Here is an 18,975-nt window from a genome sequence, read left to right on the forward strand (position 1 = left end):
AAGCGACAAGTAGCCCATGGCCGGCGAGACCGTAATCACCGTGGTGGGCAACCTCACCAGCGATCCGGAACTGCGTTACACGCAGAACGGGCTGGCGGTAGCCAACTTCACCATCGCTTCCACTCCGCGCAATTTCGATCGCGCAACGAGTGAGTGGAAAGATGGCGAGGCACTGTTCCTGCGCGCGAGCGTTTGGCGTGAATTCGCCGAGCACGTGGCCGGTTCATTGACCAAGGGTTCCCGTGTCATCGCTTCCGGGCGTCTCAAGCAGCGTTCGTATGAGACCAAGGAAGGTGAAAAGCGCACGAGCATGGAGCTCGAGATCGACGAAATTGGTCCTTCGCTGCGCTACGCCACCGCCTCCCTCACGCGCGCGCAGTCATCCTCTGCTCCCCGCGGCGGCGCGCCCGTCGCGCAGCAGCAGGGTAACGACGAGCCCTGGGCACCCAGCGCCCCCGCAGCCAACACTGGCGGCGGCGACGTCTGGAACACCCCGGGCAACTTCAGCGACGAGACCCCCTTCTAAGCCGAACCTCACGGTTGACGGCTGCACTCACACGTTTTAGAAAGTTAGGAAATCATGGCTGGAAAGTCGAGCGGCGACCGCCGCAAGCCGCTCCGCGGTGCTAAGGGTGGCAAGAACGCCGCTCCCGCGAAGTCGATCCGGGTTGGTGTCATCGATTACAAAGATGTCCCCACTCTTCGGAAGTTCATCTCAGAGCGTGGAAAGATCCGCGCCCGCCGCATCACCGGCGTCTCCGTCCAGGAGCAGCGCCTGATCGCGCGTGCCGTCAAGAACGCCCGCGAAATGGCCTTGCTGCCCTACGCCGGCTCAGGCCGGTAAGGAGCCCTCACATGTCGAAATTGATTCTGACGCACGAGGTCTCCGGCCTCGGTACCCCCGGTGACATCGTTGATGTCAAGAACGGGTTCGCTCGCAACTACCTTCTCCCCCAGGGCTTCGCTGTTGCGTGGACCCGCGGTGGCGAAAAGCAGATCGAGCAGATCAAGGCCGCCCGCGTAGCCCGCGAGCACGCCACCCTCGAAGAGGCCCAGGCTCTCAAGGCAACCCTTGAGAACACCAAGGTCAAGCTGGTCGTCAAGGCCGGCGCCGGCGGACGCCTGTTCGGCTCCGTCAAGACCACCGACGTAGCCGACGCGGTTGCCGCGGCCGGCCTCGGTGCCATCGACAAGCGCAAGATCGAGCTCAGCCCGATCAAGCTGACCGGTGAGCACACCGCGACGGTTCGTCTGCGCGACGAGGTCAGCGCGACCATCACCCTCCAGGTGGTAGCCGCAAAGTAGTCTCGTTTCATCAGGAGTAGCGGCGGTTTCGAAAGAAGCCGCCGCTACTCCTATTTAACGGCAAGCGCGTAGCCCCCGTTCTTGGCACATTTGTCCCGTGTTTCACACCGCTTTGTGCACAGGTGTCCACCTATTTCATCAACATTCAATCGAGCATTGAAACTAGTTTTTCCACACACATGTGAGTAGTTTTAATGCCTGATCAAACGCAACTTCTAGTTAAATATCCGTGAGTTGTCCACAGCCGAGTGCACAGGTTGTGCACAAGTCGTGCGGCGTTTCGCGCAGATTACTCACAGAGTTATCCACAGGGTGGTTTGGCTGGGCAGACGAGTCTCTCTATGGTGGGCAAGCAGGTATTCGCTCTTGTGCGCCTGCCTACCGGATGATCGCTGTCAGCGGCTCCTGATACACCAGAACCACACCAACACGAGGAGGCTCGGCGTGTCGATAGCTCACCTGGGTTACGCCGATCAACGCGGCTCAGATCAACGCGGCTCCGAGTACCGTGGCAGCTCCGAACCGCGCCACGCCGAACGCACGCCGCCACACGACCTGCTGGCCGAACAGAGCGCCCTGGGCGGCATGATGTTGAGCAAGGATGCCGTCGCCGATGTCGTCGAGACCGTCCGCGCGGCCGATTTCTACGTTCCCAAGCACGAGATCATCTTCGACGCGATCCTCTCGCTCTACGCGCAGGGTGAACCCACCGACGTCATCACCGTCACCGACGAGCTGACCAAGCTCGGCGAGATCTCCCGCGCCGGCGGCGCCGACTACCTGCACACCCTCACCAGCCTGGTGCCCACCGCCGCCAACGCCGGTTTTTATGCCACCATCGTGGCCGAACGGTCCATGCTCCGTAAGCTCGTCGACGCCGGAACCCGGATCGCCCAGATGGGTTACGCGGGGGAGGGCGAGGTCCTCGACCTGGTGAACACCGCGCAGGCCGAGATCTACTCGATCACCGGCAGCACCGAGGTCGAAGACTATGTCCCCCTCACCGACGCCGTCACGGCCGCTATCGAGGACATCGAGGCCGCCAAGCTCAAGGACGGCCAATTCACCGGAGTCCCCACCGGCTTCGCCGACCTCGACGAGCTCACCAACGGCTTCCACGGCGGCCAGCTCATCATCGTCGCCGCCCGACCGGCCCTGGGTAAGTCCACCCTCGCGCTGGACTTCGCGCGGGCCGCCTCGATCCACCACGACATGCCGAGCATCTTCTTCTCGCTCGAAATGGGCCGCAGTGAGATCGCCATGCGTCTGCTCGCCGCCGAGGCCTCCGTGCCCCTGCAGAGCATGCGTAAGGGCAACGTCGAAGCGCGCGACTGGACCACCATCGCCGCCACCCGCGGCCGCATCAACGATGCGCCGCTCTACATCGACGACAGCCCCAATATGACCCTCGTCGAGATCCGCGCCAAGTGCCGACGACTTAAGCAGCGCGTCGGCCTCAAGCTCGTCGTGATCGACTACCTGCAGCTGATGACGTCGGGCAAGAAGGTCGAATCCCGCCAGCAAGAGGTGAGCGAGTTCTCCCGGGCGCTCAAGCTGCTCGCCAAGGAACTGCAGGTCCCCGTGATCGCCCTGTCCCAGCTGAACCGTGGCCCGGAGCAGCGAGCCGACAAGATGCCCGCGATCTCCGATCTTCGCGAGTCCGGCTCGCTCGAGCAGGATGCCGACATGGTGATCCTGCTGCACCGCGAGAGCGCGTACGAAAAGGACAACCCGCGCGCGGGCGAGGCCGACCTGATCGTGGCCAAGCACCGTAACGGCCCCACCCGCACCGTCACCGTGGCCTTCCACGGCCACTACTCCCGCTTCGCAGACATGGTGCCCGGCGCATAGCGCTCAGCTGACCGCAGGGTGTGTCGCGGCCCTAGCCCAGGGCAGCGCGGCGCGTGGTGTGCCGGGTGGGTACGGCGGACCAGGGGTCCTCCGGCCAAGGGTGCTTCGGGTAGCGTCCGCGCATCTCCGCTCGCACCTGCGAGTACGGACCTGCCCAGAAGGATGCGAGGTCGTCGGTCACGGCAAGGGGATGCCCGGCGGGGGAAAGCAAGTGGAACAACACCGGCACTCGTCCTCCGACGATTCGTGGGGTCTCTGCCCATCCGAAGCACTCCTGGAGTTTCACAGCCACAACGGGACGAGCCGACGAATCATCGGCGGGTGGGTAGCTGAGACGGACATGCGAACCGCTGGGAACCCGGAAGCGCTCCGGAACCAGAGCGTCAAGGTCGACCGCGGCGGGCCAGGGCAGGGTACGGCGGAGTGCAGGGGCAAGGTCGATGCGCGCGGCCGGAGTGCCGGCGGCCAGGTCTGACAGCTCGGGGCCGAGCCAGGCATCGAGCGTAGCGAGCAGAACGGTGTCTGAGACATCCGGCCAGGGCGATCCGAGCTCGCGATACAGCAGCGCGAGGCGACGCCGCAGAGCGTCCGCGGCGTCTGACCAGATGAACACTCCGAGGCCGTGCGCTGTGACGGCACGGCGGACGGCATCCCGTCCGCCATCGTCCGCCGGTACGCGCACCGGCACGGACGAGCGAATGATCGCACCGATCCGACGTTCGCGGCGGGCCACGACGCGCCCGTCCACGAACCGTGCTTCGACCCGGTCTGTGCAGAGATGGGGCGCCACCTGCTCCGCCTGGTTCTCGGAGATGACGGCGGCAGAGCGGATGAGTGCTCCGGTTCCTGCGGCCGCTCGTCCCTCTGCCCGAGTGACGTCCGCCACCGCCAACCAGTCGGCACTCGCGAGCTGACCGGTGATCCCGGCACGGGTGCCGGAGGCGAGAAGAAAGGTTGCACCGTTGGGCGATTGATCGACGCGGCGGGCGATCCACTCGGGAAAGGCGAGCGCGATGATCAGTCCGGTCTGATCAGCGCCTCCTCGCGCCGTGTCAATCGCCCCGGCGAAGCGCTCGAGACGGCGGACATCCTGCTCCCATCGGCGGGCATCCGGGCTTCGTCCAGTGCGCAGCGCGTTCAGAGCGGCCTGGGCGTCTCCGTCGTGAACGCGGAGGTCACCTGTGAGCAGCGCGATGACCTCGGCCGCTGTGCGCCCGCCGACCAGGTCACTCCCGGCGCGCAGTGCGCGGGCGAGGCGCGGAGCTGTCGGGACGCGGGCGAGCGCTCGGCCTTCGTCGGTGGCGCGGCCATCGGCATCGATCGCGCCGAGCCCACGCAGCGCGGCGAGGGCCTCGTCCAGGCTGCCAGACGGGAGCGGATCGACCAGCCGCAGGCCCACGCCACTTGGGGCGCCCCAGCAGGCGAGGAGCAGGGCTGCATCGGTGAGATCTGCCGCCTGGATCTCAGGGGCGGCGTGCGACGGCGCCGTGGCGAAGGTGCGCTCGTCGACGCAGCGGACCACGACGCCAGGCCCCTGCCGGGTGGCGCGCCCCGAGCGCTGGATGGCGGAGGCCTTGGGCGTCGGGCCGGTGACGAGACCGCTCATGCCGCGCGCAGCATCCCGCTGCGGAGCACGAGACAGGCAGGTGTCGACGACCAGGCGTACGCCGGGCACGGTCAGAGAGGATTCGGCCAGTGACGTCGTGACGATGATCCGTGCCGCAGCATCGGGGCTCCGCCCACTGACCACCGTATCCTGCTCCGCGGCGGGGATCTGGCCGTGCAGTTCCCGCACGTCGAACTCCGCGGCGAGACCACGGATGCGTCCGGCGATCTCGGAGACCTCACGCGCACCCGGCGCGAAGACGAGAGCATCGGCGGCCGGATCGGTGCGCACGAGGGTGCGGTGTGCGGCAACCGCGGTGCTCGCGACGTGGTCGAGGAAAGCCCAGGTGACCCCCCGCTCATCCAGTCGAGGGGTGGGAGAGGGCGCCCAGCGCACCTCGAGCGGATGGGCCGGTGCGCTCTGGGTCACGATCGGGGCCGGGCCCGCATCCGTACCGAGAATTGACGCGAACCTCTCGGCGTCGAGGGTCGCGGACATCGCGATGAGGACGAGGTCGTCGCGCAGCTCGCGGACCTCGCCGAGTAGCCCGATCAGCAGGTCCGTCTCCAAAGCCCGTTCGTGCACTTCGTCGATGATGACCGCATCGATCCCGTCGAGACCAGGGTCATCGAGCAGTCGGCGCAGGAGCACGCCGGCGGTAACGAACTCGATCAGGGTGGATGGACTCACCTGGCGTTCGCCACGGACGGTGTATCCGACGCGAGAGCCGAGAGAGGATCCGTCCAACTGCGCGAGTCGTCGGGCGGCAGCGCGGGCAGCGACCCGGCGTGGCTGAGTGACGATCACACGACCCGGAACCCGATCGGCGAGGATGGGCGGCACGAGTGTGGTCTTTCCCGTGCCCGGCGGCGCGCTGACGACCACGGTGCGGCTCCGATCAAGCGCAGCACTCAGATCATCGATCGCCGAGGCGAATGCGAGCCCGCGACCGAGTCTGGACGGATCGAACGAAAGACGGGTCACGTCCTCAGTCTGTCGCGTTTGGGGGGTGTGTGCTCACGTGTCGTAGGTACCGAGCCTCGACTCTGTGCCCACGTGACTTGCCTCAGCGAGCCACTGGCCCGCTTCGGCAACCGTCGATAAAGGCCTGACAGCGGGGATGGCCTCGCCTGTCAGGCCCTTTCGGTGTGCGGCGCATCAGGCCCGGCCGGCCCGGTTCGCCAGACGGCTCACGACGTGCGCGGGTCCTCCGGGTCGGCGTCCGGCGCGAGAGCGGCATCCGGCGTCACGGCGTCGGGTTCGGCGTGGTCTGCCGCCGACGGGTGCGCCGACGACGTGTCCGCAGTGGGCTGCGGGTCCTGAGGCATCAGATCGCCCAGGTCCTGCATCTCTCCGATCTCCTCCGGGGTGAGTTCGCCCAGGTCGGGGCGGTCGACCAGGGGGGTCTGGCCGCGCGGTCGGCGTGGCCAGAAAGCACGTCGTTCCCGCGTCTGGATGGAGACGTTGCCGGCGGCATCCGTGATCGCGGCGCTGATGCGGCCGTCCATCTGGTCGCCGAAGTGGTCGTCGAAGTTGTTCTCCAGATGGTTGGTGACGCTCTGGCTGATCCGGCGGGCCATTTCCTCCCGGCGGACCCGGCGTTCGACCTGCACGAGCACCTGGTGTTCGGCCCTGAAGGCCCGATAGGTGGCGATACACATGCCGATCATCACCACGCTCACCGGGATGGCGGTGAGGATGGCTCCGGTCTGCAGCGCGGACAGGCCACCGGCGAGCAGGAGAGCGATCGCGACGACGCCGACCAGGCTGGCCCACAGGATACGGCTCCACTTGGGCGGATCAGTCTCACCACCGGAGGCGAGCATATCGATCACGAGGGAGCCGGAATCGGCCGAGGTGATGAAGAAGATCGCGACGATCGCGACAGCCAGCACCGCCAGCACCGGCCCGAACGGAAGCGCGGCGAGGAAGTCGAAGAGCACGTTCTCCGGCACGATCCCCACCTCGGGGTCGACCAGGGCCGCGGGGTCCTCCCACACCTGCTTGATAACGCTGCCACCCATCACGGCGAACCAGAGGAACGTGACAAGGGTCGGCACCAGGAGAACGCCGGCGACGAACTCGCGCACGGTGCGGCCACGGGAGATCCGGGCGATGAAGACACCGACGAACGGCGCCCAGGAAATCCACCAGCCCCAGTAGAAGACCGTCCAGCTGCCCTGCCAGTCCAGACCCGCCTGGCCGGTGAAGGCGCTGGCGTCGAAGGTGAGTCCGACGATGTTCTGCAAGTAGCCGCCGAGGGACTCCACGAAGACCCGCAGCAGGTACATCGTGGGGCCGAGCAGCAGGACGGCGACCAGGAAGAGCGCGGCCGCGCCGAGGTTGATGTTCGACAGCCACTTGATGCCCTTGCCGACGCCGCTGACGACGCTGGCGATGGCGATGAGGGTGATGATCACGATCAGGACCACCAGCAGGGTGTTGCTCACGGAATCGACGACGCCCAGGTGGCGCAGCCCCGCAGCGATCTGCTTGACACCGAGCCCGAGCGACGTGGCCACACCGAACAGGGTGCCCACGATCGCGGTGACGTCGATGGCATCGCCGAGGCGACCCTTCACCTTGTCGCCGAGCAGCGGTTCCAGGGCCCAACGGATCGAGACCGGCCGTCCCTTGCGGTGAATGGCATAGGCGAGGGACAGGCCGACCACGGCGTACACCGCCCAGGCGTGGAAGCCCCAGTGCAGGAAGGTCTGGGACATGGCTGCGGCCGCAAGTTCCGGGCGGCTGCCGTGCACGCCCGGCTTGGGCTCCAGGAAGTAGGTGAGCGGCTCGGCGGCACCCCAGAACACCAGGCCGATGCCCATGCCCGCGGCGAAGAGCATCGAGAACCAGGACATCAGCCCGAATTCCGGCTTGTCGTCGTCCTGGCCGAGCTTGATGTCACCGAACCGGCTCAGCCCCATCCACAGTGCGAAGATGACGAAGAAGGCCACCAGCACGAGGTAATACGGCCCGAGGCCGGCCACCACCAGGGTCTGCAATTGCGCGAGGACGGCGCCGGTGCGCACCGGGAAGAAGATGCTGACCAGGACGACGGCCACGATGATGCCCAACGCCGGATAGAAGATCCGCGGGGCCGGCACGTGCACCCCGAAACGTCGGGGCCGGCTGGTCGAGGCGGCTGCTGTTTGCGGGGCTGACGGGGACGGGGCGGCGCTGGGAGCGCCCGCCACGTCGGCAGGTTCAGTGGAGCTGATAACGGACAACCAATCGGGTTGGGGCATCCGTTTAGCCGGGCGCTGCTCGGGTGTGGATGCCGGCGGCAGTGCGGGAAGATCAGGCAATTCGTACGGGGTGGGCGCCACTACGGCGGCCCGGGCAATCCTTCAGCCTACGAGGTCGAGGGTGCTCTTGGCCACCCGGGCAGGGTCTTTCGGCCCTGAAAAACGCCCCGGGCCGGCAAAACCCGACGGTACGCTACGGAGTGAGATCGCCCTGGGACGCGCGAACGACCCCGTTTCGCTCGTCAGGTGGCAGATGCGTCAAAGGAGTGGTTACTCGTGAAGGTTGGCATAGGGCGTGAACGCCGAGAGGGCGAAAAACGCGTCGCAGCAACACCGGAAACGGTGACCCAACTCACCGCGCTGGGTGTCGACGTCACCGTCGAAGCCGGCGCCGGACTGGCATCGGGCTACTCCGACGCCGCCTATGAGAAGGCCGGCGCGCAGCTGGTCGCGGACTTCGACGCCACCGCGTTCGATGTGCTCTGCCACGTGCGTCCGCTGAGTCCCCAGCTGGCCGCCACGCTACCGGCCGGAGTCATCACGGTGGGTCTGGCGTCGCCGGCGTCCGAACTGCCCACGGTGGCAGCCCTGGCCGCCGCACAGGTCACATCGTTCGCGCTCGAACTGGTGCCACGTATCTCCCGGGCCCAGTCGATGGACGCGCTCACCTCGCAGGCCCTGGTCGCCGGCTACCGGGCCGTGCTCGAAGCCACCATCCGGTTCCCCCGGTTCTTCCCGCTCTACATGACCGCGGCCGGCACCATTCCGCCGGCCCGGGCGCTCGTACTCGGCGCCGGCGTCGCCGGACTGCAGGCCATCGGCACCGCCAAGCGCCTCGGCGCCAGGGTCTCCGCCTATGACGTGCGGCCGGCGTCGGCCGACGAGGTCACCTCGATGGGCGGCACCTTCATCACCCTCGACCTGGCCGCCGTCGAAGGCACCGGCGGTTACGCCAGCGAACTGGCCGAGGACCGCGCCGTGCGCCAGCGCGAACTGCTGGCCCCACACGTGGCCAAGGCGGATGTGCTCATCACCACCGCCGCGATCCCCGGCCGGCCGGCCCCGCTGTTGGTGACCCGGGAGATGGTCGCGGCCATGCCCGCCGGTTCCGTGGTCATCGACCTCGCCGCCGAAACCGGCGGCAACGTCGAGGGCGTACTCCCCGGCGTCGACCAGCTGGTGCCCACCGCGGCCGGTGACGGCTTCGTCACCCTCGTCGGCATGCAGGACGCCGCCTCCGCGATGGCCTCCGACGCATCGCGGCTGTACGCCAAGAACGTCGCCAACCTGCTCGCGCTGATGATTCATGACGGCCAGGTCGTACCCGACTTCACCGACGAGGTCATCGCCGGAGCCTGTCTCACCACCGGCGGCGAGGTGCGGCACGCACCGACCGCTGCCGCGCTGGAAGGAAAGAACTGATGGATCCGATCACTCTGCTCACGGTCATCGTGTTGACCGTCTTCGTCGGCTTCGAGGTGGTCTCCAAGGTGTCCAGCACCCTGCACACCCCCCTGATGAGCGGCGCCAACGCCATCCACGGCATCATCCTGATCGGCGCGATCATCGTCGCCGGCCAGCTGGACGACCCGTGGCTGATATTCGTGGCCCTACTCGCCGTCGCCCTCGCCACCGCCAATCTCGTCGGCGGTTTCGTCGTCACCGACCGGATGCTGGGCATGTTCCGCGGCCGGAAGCCCGCCGCCACCCCGAAGGACACCACCAAATGAGCCTCCTGTCCGCCGAGTGGACCGCACTGCTCTACCTGGCCGCGGCCGTCTGCTTCATCCTCGCCCTCAAGGGCCTGAGCTCGCCCCGCACCGCCCGCCGCGGCAATCTGATCGGCGCCGCCGGCGCCACCCTCGCCGTGATCACGGTGTTCCTGTCGGCCAAGCTCGACAACATCCCGCTGATCCTGCTGGCGATCGCGGTGGGATCCGCGATCGCGGCGCCCATCTCCCGTCGGGTGCAGATGACTCAGATGCCCCAACTGGTGGCACTGTTCAACGGCGTCGGCGGCGGCGCCGCGGCGCTGGTCGCGATGCTCGAACTCGGTCACAGTGAAGGCCCCTGGGTGCTCGTGGCGGTGGTCTTCACCATGCTCGTCGGCGCGGTCTCGTTCGCCGGTTCCGCGATCACCGTGGCCAAGCTGCAGGAACTGATCACCACCCGCCCGGTGGTGTTCCCCGGCATGAAGTGGGTCATGACCCTCGCGGTCGTGGCAGCCCTCGTCATCGGCGGGCTCGTCGTGGCGACGGGGTCCACCGGCTGGGCGCTGCTGCTCCTGGTACTCGGCCTGGTCGTCGGCCTGCTGCTCGTGTTGCCCGTCGGCGGCGCCGATGTGCCCATCGTCATCTCGCTGCTCAACGCCTTCACCGGACTCGCGGTCGCGGCATCCGGTGTGGTGCTGGACAACGTGCTGCTCGTGGTCGCCGGCACCCTGGTCGGTGCCAGCGGTACCATCCTCACCCGAGCCATGGCCTCCGCCATGGGGCGCGGCGTCAGCGGCATCATGTTCGGCGCTTTCCGCGGCGGCTCGACCGCCGGCTCCACAACGCAGAGCGACCGCCCGGTGCGATCCTCGAACCCCGAGGACGTCGCCGTGATGCTCGCCTACGCGCAGCGTGTGGTGATCGTGCCCGGCTACGGCCTGGCCGTGGCCCAGGGTCAGCACACCATCGCCGAGCTCGCCACGACCCTCGAGGCGCGCGGCGTCGACGTGGCCTTCGCGATCCATCCCGTCGCCGGGCGGATGCCCGGACACATGAACGTGCTGCTCGCCGAGGCCAACGTGCCCTACGAGTCGCTCAAGGAGATGGCCGAGGTCAACCCCGAGTTCAAGAACACCGATGTGGTGCTCGTGGTCGGCGCGAACGATGTCGTCAACCCGGCCGCGAAGACCTCGCCGGGCGCGCCGATCTACGGGATGCCGATCCTCGAGGTCGAAGAGGGCCGCCAGATCGTCTTCCTCAAGCGGTCGATGCGCCCGGGCTTCGCCGGCATCGAGAACGAGCTGCTCTTCGACCCGAAGACCACGCTGCTGTTCGGTGACGCCAAGGACTCGCTAACCAAGGTGCTCGGCGCCGTCAACGCCCTCTGACCCGGGCTGCGTCCCTTCGACACTGCAAGGCGGGGCGACTCAGTGCCTCGGAGTACAGAGCGCGGTTCAGCCGAGGGTTCCCCAAAGGTTGCGATCGGCGAGCACCGACCGCAGCCGCGCCTTGGCGTGGTTCGACCGCACGATCCAGCGGGCATCCGGGTCGTCGCTGGCGGTCAGCGCGCGGAAAGCGGTGAGGCCCGCCGCCGGGCTCGCGGCGATCGCCACGCTCCAGCCGTAGCCCAGGGCCTGGCGCAGCACCCGGTGCGCCTCGCGGGCGCGCACAGGGTCGTTCGGGTTCGGTTCGCCGCGAAGCAGCAGGGCCGTGGCCCGGTCGCAGACCCGCAGTGCCAGCGCCTGGGCGTCGTCATCGGCCAACAGCCGTGGCTCACAGATCGCGGCCACGGCGGCGCGCGCCAGCCAGGCGTCCATGGACTCCGACCAGGCCTCCACGACGGCGTGCATCAGGGCCGGGTCGGCGTCCCCGATCAGCTGCAGCGCCCGCGCGGCGCCCTCCCGTACCCGCCAGCGCTCGTCGGCGGCGGCCCGACGAAGCGCCGTGAGGGCAGCGGGCCGCTCGTCGGGGGAGACCGCGAGCCGTCCGAGCCCCTCGGTGCCGCAGAATGCCAGATACTCGTCGGCCGAATCGACCAGGCTCCAGATCAGTTCGGCCGGCGCCGTACCGGCGAACGCATCGGCGAGCGGGAGGTTGGCCCGCGGGCCCGGCAGGCCGGAGCGACCGGTGAGGAAACCGGGCACCTCGGCCGGCGCCCGGGCCAGCAGGTCCGCCAACGCGGCCGCGTCTTCCCTAGGGCTGACCCGCACGCTGCCGGCCGGTACGTTCGAAGTGACCACCGTTGGACCCCCTGTCCCGCCCGACGGTAGTCGCGGATGCCGGCGCCCGCTACGCCCGGGCACCGAACCCGGCCGAATGCGCCGCGTAGACTGGCAGGACTCCCTGCGACGAAAGAGGTGCCCGCGTGGCGCATGCCCCGGCAGCAGCCGTCATCGGTACCCGGTACTGGACCGTGCCCATAACGCGCGCCATCGTGGCCTTCGTGCCGGCGGCCGTGATCACCTTCAACGCCGACCACTCCGCCGGTTTCGGGCTCATCGTGTTCGGCGCCTTCGCGCTGGTCAGCGGCCTGATCACCGGGCTGCTCAGCTGGAAGACCGTCACCGACCCCCGCGACCGCAACATTTTCGCCATCCAGGGCGCGGTCGGTGTGCTCGCCGGCGTGCTCGCGCTGGCCATGCCCGCCGGCGGGCTGGGCTTCTTCCTCTACATAGTCTCGGTGTGGGCTGCGGTCACTGGCGCTCTCGAGCTGTACACGGGCATCCGCGTCCGCGGACGTGGCCAGGTCACCCGCGACTGGCTGGTCGTCGGTTCTCTCACCGCGGTGCTCGCGCTGGTGTTCCTGTTGCTGCCGCCGCACGCCGTCGTCGCGGTCGGGCTGCTCGGCGCCTACCTGGTGATCATCGGCGTCTACCTGGTCATCGCCGGCGTCTCCCTTTCTTCTGCGCACGCGGATGCGCCGCGCGACCTGGCCTCCTCCTCCACAGATTCGGACACCCCGTGACCCAGAACAGCCCACACAAGCCCAGCCGGTCCGAGATCCTCAAGCCCGTCGAGCTGGTCGCCATCTCCGCCGGAATGGGGCTCTTCGTCGGGCTCACCATCCTGCTGGCCACCCGCAACTGGGCGCTGTCGTCGATCGCCCTGGGCATCACCTTCATCGTGGCCCTGGTCGTCATCGCGATGCTCGCGCTGGGTATGAAGCCCGACGCGGCCGAGAAAAGCGACCTCGACGAGCAGAACAAGACCGGCGAGACCCCGGGCCACTAGCCTCCTCCGCCGCCCGCAGGGTGCTTTAATGGACCCATTGTGGTCCGCTTCCCGGCGTTTCCTCCCCTGACGGGGCAGCCATGACCACAGACGGCTTGGCCGGCCCCGCCCCGGCGAGTCCAGACCGGCCCTATGCCCGCACCGTCGAGGCCGTGTGCGCTGACCTGCACACCAGCCGGCACGGTCTCGACGAGGCCGAGGCCGCCGCACGGCTGGCCCGGTTCGGCCCCAACGCCCTGCCCGTCGTGGCGAAGAAGAACCCGGTGCTTCGCTTCCTCGGCCACTTCAACGACGTGCTCATCTACGTGCTGCTCGGCTCCGCAGTGCTCACGATGGTGTTCGGCGACTGGGTGGACGCGTCGGTGATCCTCGCGGTGGCCGTGATCAACGCGGTGATCGGGTTCCTGCAGGAGGGCCGGGCGGAGAAGGCGCTCGACGGGATCCGCCGGATGCTGTCGCTGAACGCGAAGGCCCGCCGCGGCGGACACTGGGTGAACACCGACGCCGCGACCCTGGTGCCCGGCGACATCGTGCGGGTGAAGTCCGGCGACAAGGTGCCCGCCGACCTGCGTCTGATCGAGGGCACCAATCTCAGGGTCGAGGAGTCCGCGCTGACCGGCGAATCCGTCCCGGCCGGCAAGGACATCGCCGCCGTCGCGGCGGATGCCGGCGTCGGGGACCGGCACTGCATGCTCTTCTCCGGCACCATCGTGGCGGCGGGCAGCGGCCGGGGCGTGGTGACCGGCACCGGATCGGACACCGAGATCGGCCGCATCCAGACCCTGGTCACCGCCGCCGAAGCCCTGGCCACCCCGTTGACCCGGCAACTGGATGTCTTCAGCACCCGTATCTCGCTGGGCATCCTCGCCGTGTCCGGGCTGATGCTCGTGATCGGCCGGCTGGTGCACGACCGCGGCTTTGCCGACCTCTTCGCCGCCACCATCGGCTTCGCGGTGGCGGCGGTGCCGGAGGGGCTGCCGGCACTCGTCACCATCACGCTGGCCCTCGGCGTGCGGCAGATGGCCACCCACAACGCCATCGTGCGGAAGCTCACCGCCGTGGAGACCCTCGGGTCGGTGACCACGGTGTGCACCGACAAGACCGGCACCCTCACCCGCAACGAGATGACGGTACGCACCGTGATCACCGGTGCGGCCCGGTACGAGGTGCTGGGGATCGGCTACGAGCCCGACGGCGCGGTCCTCAGGGACGGCCGGCCCGTGACCGTGGCCGACCAGGACGACCTGGCCCGGCTGGTGGAGGTCATGTTCGTCTGCAACGACGCCAGGGTCAGCGCCGACGACGGCGCCTGGCGGGTGGTCGGCGAACCGACCGAGGGGGCGCTCTGCACCCTCGGGCACAAGGCCGGTTTCGACCCGGCGGGCTTCGATCGGCTGGCCGTGATCCCGTTCGAGTCGGCCAACAAGTTCATGGCCACCCTCAACCGGTGGCACGACGAGCCCGCACGCATCCTGGTCAAGGGCGCACCGGCCCGGCTGCTCGAGCGGTGCAGCAGGCAGCTGGATGCCGCGGGGCTGCCGGAACCCCTCGACGAGGCCTTCTGGGAGCAGCAGGTCGACGAGCTCAGCTCCACCGGGCTGCGAGTCCTCGGCGCGGCCGTCGGCGACGCCCCGGCCGACCTGAGCGCCCTGCACCTGGGCGATGTCGAGGACGGCCTGCTGTTCCTCGGCGTGGTCGGCATCGTGGATCCGCCCCGGCCGGAGGCGATCGCGGCGATCGGGATCATGCACGCCGCCGGCATCCGGGTGAAGATGATCACCGGCGACCACCACGGCACGGCCGTCGCGATCGCCAGGGAGATGGGCATCGTGACCGGTGAACCCCGGGTGCTCACCGGTGGCGAGCTGCAGAAACTCTCCCAGGACCGGCTGGCACGGGTGGTGCGCGACGTCGACGTGTTCGCCCGCACCAGCCCTGAGCACAAGTTGCGCATCGTGAAGGCGCTGCAATCGCACGGTGAGGTCGTCGCGATGACCGGTGACGGCGTCAACGACGCCCCGGCACTGCGCCGGGCGGATGTGGGCGTGGCGATGGGCATCAAGGGCACGGAAGCCACCAAGGAGGCCGCCGACATCGTGCTGGCCGACGACAACTTCGCCACCATCCAGAAGGCCGTCGAAGAGGGCCGGCGGATCAGGGACAACCTGCAGAAATCGATCATCTTCATCCTGCCCACCACCGCGGCCCAGTCGCTGGTGGTGCTGCTGGCGGTGCTGTTCGGTTTTGCGCTGCCACTGCAGCCCACCCAGATCCTCTGGGTGAACCTGATCACCGCCGTCACCCTGTCGCTCGCCCTGGCCACCGAACCCGCCGAACCCGGCATCATGCTGCGCCGGCCCCGGCCGGCCGGCGGCGCGGTGCTCGACTCCGAATACCTGGGCAGGCTGCTCTGGGTCTCGGTGCTGATTACGGCCGCGACCATCGGGGTGTTCTTCTACGAGCTGTCGATCGGGTCGCCGCGCGCGGTAGCGCAGACCACCGCCGTGACGATGCTGGTGCTCAGCCAGCTCGTGTTCCTGTTCAACTGCCGGTTCCTGCGCGCGTCGAGCCTCACCCCGGCCGTGCTGCGCGGGAATCGGTCGGTGTGGATCTCGGTAGGCACGATGCTCGTGCTGCAGCTGGTCTTCATTTACACGCCGGTGATGAACGTATGGTTCAGCTCCACACCGATCGGCCTACGCGAGTGGGTGTACACGCTGGGCCTTGCCCTGGTGATCTTCCTGCTCGTCGAAGTCAACAAGCTGATCGGCCGGCGCGGGGCGCGCCGCCGCGCGGACAGTGCGGCGGGATCCCGGGGCGCAGCACCCCGGGATGCCCGGCCGTCGGACGGTCAGCCCAGGTAATCCACCAGCGGGTCGGCCAGGCCCACGTAGCCGGCCGGCGTCAGCTCGAGCAGGCGGGCCTTGGCGGCGTCGCCGATCTCGAGTTCCTGCACGAACGCGACCAGGTCGGCGCGGTTGATCCGCTTGCCGCGGGTGAGTTCCTTGAGCAGCGCATACGGGTCGGCGATGGTGGAGCGCCCGGAGCTGACCTCGGCGCGGATGACCGTCTGGATGGCCTCGCCGAGGATCTCCCAGTTGGTGTCCAGGTCGTGGGCGAGCAGCTCGCGGTCCAGGTCGATCTCGCCCAAGCCCCGCACCAGGTTGTCCAGTGCGAGCAACGAGTGCCCGAAACCGACGCCGATGTTGCGCTGGGTGGTGGAATCGGTCAGGTCGCGCTGCAGCCTGGAGGTGACCAGGGTGGCGGCCAGCGAATCCAGCAGGGCGCTGGAGAGTTCGAGGTTGGCCTCGGCGTTCTCGAACCGGATCGGGTTGATCTTGTGCGGCATGGTCGACGATCCGGTGGCGCCGGCCTGCGGCACCTGACGGAAGTAGCCGATCGAGATGTAGGTCCAGACATCCGTGGCGAGGTTGTGCAGCACCCGGTTGGCGTGCGACACCTTGCCGTACAGCTCGGCCTGCCAGTCGTGCGACTCGATCTGGGTGGTCAGCGGGTTCCAGCCCAGGCCCAGGCCCTCGACGAACTCGCGGGACACCGACGGCCAGTCCACGGCGGGATCCGCGGCGACGTGCGCGGCGAAGGTGCCGGTGGCGCCGCTGAACTTGCCGAGGTACTCGTTGGCCTCGATCTGCTTCTGGATCCGCTCGAGCCTGTAGACGAAGACCGCCAGCTCCTTGCCCATGGTGGTGGGCGTGGCGGGCTGGCCGTGGGTGCGGGCCAGCATGGCGTCGGCACGGTAGTCGCCGGCCAGGGCGCGGAGGGCGCCGATCAGGGCGCGGAACTTGGGCAGCCAGACCTCACGCACGGCGTCGGAGACCGTGAGGGCGTAGGCGAGGTTGTTGATGTCCTCACTGGTGGCGGCGAAGTGGGTCAGTTCGCTGATCGATTCGAGGCCCAGCGGCACCAGGCGGCGGCGCACGAGGTACTCCACGGCCTTGACGTCGTGCCGGGTGACGGCCTCGAGGGCGGCCAGTTCGTCGATCTCGGCCTGACCGAAGTCGGTGACGAGGGCGCGGAGGCCTGACTTCTGGTCGACGGTGAGCGGCGTGGATCCGAACAGGCTGCGGTCGGTGAGGGTGATCAACCACTCCACCTCGACCTTGACCCTGGCCCGGTTCAGTCCGGCCTCAGACAGGTACTCGCCCAGTTCGGTGACGGCGGCTTGATACCGGCCGTCGAGTGGACTGAGGACCTGCGGGGGTAGAGGACTCATCGGACTCCCTGTCTGATTGCGGGTGCGAGCTGCGCGAAGAGCGCAAAATTGGCTCTCTCAATCATGCCTAATACGGAGTCAAACAGCGCATCGTCGGAATAGTAGGGGTCGGGCACGTCCCGCAGAGTGGCCTGATCCCGGTCGAAGCTGAGCAGCAGGCGCACCTTGTTGCGGTCCCGTTCGGTCGGCGCCCAATTGCGCAGGATGCGTTCCTGCGACCTGTCGAGCACCACGACGAGGTCGAGGTCGTCGAACCAGCCCGCGTCGAATTGGCGGGCCCGGTGGTGACTGCCGTCGTAGCCGCGCTTGGCCAACGCCGAGATCGTGCGGGTGTCGGCCTGCTCGCCGACGTGCCAGTCGCCGGTGCCCGCGGAGCTCGTCGTGATGAGCCGACCCAGTCCGGAGCGCGTGACGAGGTCGCGTAGCATCACCTCGGCCATGGGCGACCGGCAGATATTGCCGGTGCAGACGAAAATGATCCGGAATGGCGTCGACTCATCTGGACTGAGCGCCGCGAAATTCATGTGTCCATTGTGTTCCACATTCCCCTCCTCCACATCCGCGGTCCTGGGCAAATTTTCCCCGGGTTGAGCGCGGACCACGCGGCCACGACCGGGCCGGCCCAGGGTGGGCCGCACAGTCTGGACCGAGGAGGCGCGGTGGAATCACTGGGGGGCAGCATCCTGCCGGATGCGGGCAATGGGCCGGATGCCGAGACCCTCGCGCGGCTGCGCGAGCAACGGCGGCTGTTGAGAGGGGTGCGGGACGGTGTGGAGGAATCGGGGCGTCGGCTGGCGGGCCAGGCGTCCGGCGGGGCCTGGCGGTCGCCGGCCCAACGGGCGTACGGCACCCGCCGGGGTGAGTTGGGCCTTGACCTGGCCGGGGTCTGGCGAGCCCTGGACGATGCGCTGTGGGCCGTGGATGAGGCCATCGACCGGCTGAAGGCAGCGCTGTGACCGGCTCGGGCGCTGCGCCCGGGGGACACGACGGGACCCTGACGGTGTCCGGCGGCGGCAGCATCCAGGTCGCCACCGACACCGTGTTCGCCGAGATGGCGGCGCTGCGCCTGGTGCAGCGGGAGGCGGAGCAGTGGCAGTGGCAAATCGGCCGGGTGCGGGCGTTGGGCGTCGGTTCGGCGCCGAGCTGGCAACCGGACGATCTCGGCGCCTGCGTGTTCGGCGCGTCCGTGGCGATAGACGCGATTGCCGCACGGAGCCACGAGCTGGCCGAGGCCCTCGAGCAGGCCGCCGAGGAGTACGGTCGCCTGGAGTCCGGTCTTGACCTGGTGCTGCGGGGTACGGGCGCCTGGATGGCACACACCCTGGGGGTGCTGGCGCCGGTGCTGGTGCTGTCCCTGGCGTCGCCGCTGGCCTACCTGGCCGCCGGCTCGCTGCTGTCCACTGCGGCGCTGGGACGCACCCCGTCGGTGCTGCCGCCGCCGCTCACCGACTGGCTGCGGGAGAATCCGCGGCGGCTCACCGACCCGGGGACGGTCGCAGTGGTCCGGGCGCTCGTGGGCTCGGCCGATGATGCGGTGCTGGGCCGGCTGGGCGTGCCGTACCCGGTGGCCGCGGCACTTGGTGATGCGGGTGCCGGCCTGCTCGGGGCACCGTTTTCGGCAATCGGGCTACTCGTCGCGGCGCGGGCGGCGGGGATGTTGCGCGAGTCGCCCGTGCGGGTGGCACAGGTGGGATCCTCGGCCACCCCGGCGGGCGGGGCCGGGGCCGAACGCCCAGGCCCGGCCGGCGGTGTCGGGGCCGGCCCGCTGGCCCTGCCCCTGCGGGGCCC

At 68.7% G+C, this 18,975-nt stretch carries 16 protein-coding genes and 1 pseudogene; 12 read left to right on the forward strand and 5 right to left on the reverse strand.

Annotated features, from left to right (window positions below; genetic code table 11):
* The first annotated feature begins 16 nt into the window (after nt 1-16).
* The 4 genes from E3O57_RS12315 (at nt 17) to dnaB (ending at nt 3,156) form a co-directional block, all read left to right on the forward strand.
* Complete coding sequence (locus E3O57_RS12315; protein ID WP_088457765.1) at nt 17-526, forward strand: single-stranded DNA-binding protein; 510 nt, start codon at nt 17-19, stop codon at nt 524-526.
* 54 nt (nt 527-580) lie between these two features.
* Entirely contained in the window at nt 581-844 is a 264-nt protein-coding gene (rpsR, locus tag E3O57_RS12320; protein ID WP_035835236.1) for a 30S ribosomal protein S18, read from the forward strand.
* A gap of 11 nt (nt 845-855) precedes the next feature.
* A complete protein-coding gene (gene rplI / locus E3O57_RS12325; RefSeq protein ID WP_088457764.1) occupies nt 856-1,305 on the forward strand; it encodes a 50S ribosomal protein L9 in 450 nt (149 codons plus the stop codon).
* A gap of 444 nt (nt 1,306-1,749) precedes the next feature.
* Nucleotides 1,750-3,156 carry a replicative DNA helicase gene (gene dnaB, locus E3O57_RS12330; RefSeq protein WP_088457763.1) on the forward strand — a complete coding sequence of 469 codons (1,407 nt, stop codon included), beginning with the start codon at nt 1,750-1,752 and terminating at the stop codon, nt 3,154-3,156.
* A 31-nt stretch (nt 3,157-3,187) separates the two neighbouring features.
* Here the strand turns inward: dnaB and hrpB are convergent, their stop codons facing one another.
* Nucleotides 3,188-5,746, reverse strand: a complete 2,559-nt coding sequence (gene hrpB / locus E3O57_RS12335) for an ATP-dependent helicase HrpB (protein WP_103479207.1) — start codon at nt 5,744-5,746, stop codon at nt 3,188-3,190.
* 206 nt (nt 5,747-5,952) lie between these two features.
* Nucleotides 5,953-7,959, reverse strand: coding sequence for a BCCT family transporter (locus E3O57_RS12340; RefSeq protein WP_241990401.1), 2,007 nt, complete (start codon nt 7,957-7,959; stop codon nt 5,953-5,955).
* Between the two features lie 327 nt (nt 7,960-8,286).
* Here E3O57_RS12340 and E3O57_RS12345 point away from each other — a divergent pair, with 327 nt between their 5' ends.
* From E3O57_RS12345 to E3O57_RS12355, 3 genes are read left to right on the forward strand one after another with little or no spacing between them, the layout of a single operon-like run.
* Entirely contained in the window at nt 8,287-9,432 is a 1,146-nt protein-coding gene (locus E3O57_RS12345) for an NAD(P) transhydrogenase subunit alpha (RefSeq protein ID WP_103460054.1), read from the forward strand.
* Entirely contained in the window at nt 9,432-9,740 is a 309-nt protein-coding gene (locus E3O57_RS12350) for an NAD(P) transhydrogenase subunit alpha (RefSeq protein ID WP_103460053.1), read from the forward strand. Before E3O57_RS12345 ends, E3O57_RS12350 begins: the two co-directional genes overlap by 1 nt.
* Nucleotides 9,737-11,110: an NAD(P)(+) transhydrogenase (Re/Si-specific) subunit beta gene (locus E3O57_RS12355; RefSeq protein ID WP_088457758.1), complete on the forward strand. Its 1,374-nt coding sequence runs from the start codon at nt 9,737-9,739 to the stop codon at nt 11,108-11,110. The genes E3O57_RS12350 and E3O57_RS12355 overlap by 4 nt, the downstream gene beginning before the upstream one ends.
* A 66-nt stretch (nt 11,111-11,176) precedes the next feature.
* Here the strand turns inward: E3O57_RS12355 and E3O57_RS12360 are convergent, their stop codons facing one another.
* Nucleotides 11,177-11,962 (reverse strand): HEAT repeat domain-containing protein, encoded by a 786-nt coding sequence (locus E3O57_RS12360; protein WP_198416831.1) that lies wholly within the window; start codon nt 11,960-11,962, stop codon nt 11,177-11,179.
* A 125-nt stretch (nt 11,963-12,087) separates the two neighbouring features.
* Here E3O57_RS12360 and E3O57_RS12365 point away from each other — a divergent pair, with 125 nt between their 5' ends.
* From E3O57_RS12365 to E3O57_RS12375, 3 genes are all read left to right on the forward strand, one after another.
* A complete protein-coding gene (locus E3O57_RS12365; protein WP_174776341.1) occupies nt 12,088-12,687 on the forward strand; it encodes an HdeD family acid-resistance protein in 600 nt (199 codons plus the stop codon).
* Nucleotides 12,684-12,953 (forward strand): hypothetical protein, encoded by a 270-nt coding sequence (locus E3O57_RS12370; RefSeq protein ID WP_088457756.1) that lies wholly within the window; start codon nt 12,684-12,686, stop codon nt 12,951-12,953. The genes E3O57_RS12365 and E3O57_RS12370 overlap by 4 nt, the downstream gene beginning before the upstream one ends.
* An 80-nt stretch (nt 12,954-13,033) precedes the next feature.
* Nucleotides 13,034-15,817 (forward strand): HAD-IC family P-type ATPase, encoded by a 2,784-nt coding sequence (locus E3O57_RS12375; protein ID WP_103479205.1) that lies wholly within the window; start codon nt 13,034-13,036, stop codon nt 15,815-15,817.
* Here E3O57_RS12375 and purB read toward each other — a convergent pair.
* Together purB and E3O57_RS12385 are read right to left on the reverse strand one after the other, a co-directional pair.
* Nucleotides 15,805-17,187 carry an adenylosuccinate lyase gene (purB, locus tag E3O57_RS12380; protein WP_088457754.1) on the reverse strand — a complete coding sequence of 461 codons (1,383 nt, stop codon included), beginning with the start codon at nt 17,185-17,187 and terminating at the stop codon, nt 15,805-15,807. The genes E3O57_RS12375 and purB overlap by 13 nt on opposite strands.
* Complete coding sequence (locus E3O57_RS12385) at nt 17,184-17,711, reverse strand: low molecular weight protein-tyrosine-phosphatase (protein WP_088457753.1); 528 nt, start codon at nt 17,709-17,711, stop codon at nt 17,184-17,186. The genes purB and E3O57_RS12385 overlap by 4 nt, the downstream gene beginning before the upstream one ends.
* Nucleotides 17,712-17,846: 135 nt before the next feature.
* Between E3O57_RS12385 and E3O57_RS12390 the strand changes: the two genes are divergently transcribed.
* Together E3O57_RS12390 and E3O57_RS12395 are read left to right on the forward strand one after the other, a co-directional pair.
* A complete protein-coding gene (locus E3O57_RS12390) occupies nt 17,847-18,143 on the forward strand; it encodes a hypothetical protein (protein ID WP_133159761.1) in 297 nt (98 codons plus the stop codon).
* A pseudogene (locus tag E3O57_RS12395) lies at nt 18,140-18,975 on the forward strand (hypothetical protein); the annotation flags it as partial. The gene E3O57_RS12390 and the pseudogene E3O57_RS12395, both read left to right, overlap by 4 nt.

The organism is Cryobacterium sp. TMN-39-2 (genome assembly GCF_004402745.1).
GTDB lineage: Bacteria > Actinomycetota > Actinomycetes > Actinomycetales > Microbacteriaceae > Cryobacterium > Cryobacterium zongtaii.

What these genes read in the sequence shown, in the direction of transcription:
- E3O57_RS12315 (WP_088457765.1), top strand. Translation starts at nt 17, where the DNA reads ATGGCCGGCGAGACCGTAATCACCGTGGTGGGCAACCTCACCAGCGAT.
- rpsR (WP_035835236.1), top strand. Translation starts at nt 581, where the DNA reads ATGGCTGGAAAGTCGAGCGGCGACCGCCGCAAGCCGCTCCGCGGTGCT.
- rplI (WP_088457764.1), top strand. Translation starts at nt 856, where the DNA reads ATGTCGAAATTGATTCTGACGCACGAGGTCTCCGGCCTCGGTACCCCC.
- E3O57_RS12350 (WP_103460053.1), top strand. Translation starts at nt 9,432, where the DNA reads ATGGATCCGATCACTCTGCTCACGGTCATCGTGTTGACCGTCTTCGTC.
- E3O57_RS12355 (WP_088457758.1), top strand. Translation starts at nt 9,737, where the DNA reads ATGAGCCTCCTGTCCGCCGAGTGGACCGCACTGCTCTACCTGGCCGCG.
- E3O57_RS12375 (WP_103479205.1), top strand. Translation starts at nt 13,034, where the DNA reads ATGACCACAGACGGCTTGGCCGGCCCCGCCCCGGCGAGTCCAGACCGG.
- purB (WP_088457754.1), bottom strand. Translation starts at nt 17,187, where the DNA reads ATGAGTCCTCTACCCCCGCAGGTCCTCAGTCCACTCGACGGCCGGTAT.
- E3O57_RS12385 (WP_088457753.1), bottom strand. Translation starts at nt 17,711, where the DNA reads ATGAATTTCGCGGCGCTCAGTCCAGATGAGTCGACGCCATTCCGGATC.